The sequence below is a fragment of the Gilliamella sp. Bif1-4 genome, assembly GCF_001690535.1.
Classification (GTDB): Bacteria; Pseudomonadota; Gammaproteobacteria; order Enterobacterales; family Orbaceae; genus Gilliamella; species Gilliamella bombi.
In genome coordinates this window covers 1-813 of sequence record NZ_LZHC01000098.1, presented here as the reverse complement: position 1 = coordinate 813, position 813 = coordinate 1, and the positions used below count along the sequence as shown (strand labels likewise).

The following is an 813-nucleotide window of genomic DNA, read 5'->3' as shown; positions in this document are numbered from 1 at the left end:
TGGGTATTCTTTACCCAGGTAAAACAGTAGCGGAATTATCACAAGAAGAAAGACAACAAATCAGCGCCCTATCACAACTAGCGACAGGTCTTGCAATAGCCGCTGCCGGTGGTGATATCCAAGATATCAATACAGGCGTTGCGGCAGGGAAAAATGCGGTTGAGAATAATGGATTAAGTTGGGGTGATGGTGGATTTGGTGGCGATTTTATTGGTCTTTCACCTGAAACACGGGCAAATTATGAAGGTATCCTCCATGCCTCAGCAGCAGGTTATTTAACTCAAGAAGAAACAGAGGAAGCACTAGAAAGGCTCATAACAGGTAAAGATATGCCTAATGGTAGCGATTATGTTGAACTCTGGATGCGAGCCCCAGAGCAAATAGGTGCATTTTTACCAGGGCCAATTAGTGCCGCTATGGCGGCACTTGCTATGGCTGATAAGTCTTTAACCGACACTGACAAAGCTGATTTGATTTCAGTATTAAATAAAGCTACAGGTGATTATTTATCTGGTGCAGATACTGAATCTTGATCCTCGCCAAAATATTAGACAGTGCCCGCCTCTATCATTTTTTCGTTTTGGTAATATTGTTGTTCATATTGTTCAGGTGATACCCAGCCATTGGCTGAATGACGGCGTATCCGATTATAATAGATTTCAATATATTCAAATAGTGCTTTATTAGCCTGCTTCCTCGTTTTGTAGTAACAGTCATGAATAATATGTGTTTTGAGTGTATGAAAAAAACTCTCAACAACCGCATTATCAAAGCAGTTGCCTCTTCGACTCATGCTTTGCCTTAGCCCATATT

General features: G+C 41.3%; 2 protein-coding genes. One reads left to right on the top strand and one right to left on the bottom strand.

Annotation, left to right across the window (positions count from 1 at the left end; genetic code table 11):
* The coding region (locus A9G25_RS12165; RefSeq protein WP_176701143.1) for a VENN motif pre-toxin domain-containing protein at positions 1 to 533 on the top strand (533 nt) is incomplete at its 5' end.
* A gap of 14 nt (positions 534 to 547) precedes the next feature.
* Here A9G25_RS12165 and A9G25_RS12160 read toward each other — a convergent pair.
* A partial coding sequence (locus tag A9G25_RS12160) for an IS3 family transposase (protein ID WP_141675121.1) occupies positions 548 to 813 on the bottom strand: 266 nt, incomplete at its 5' end.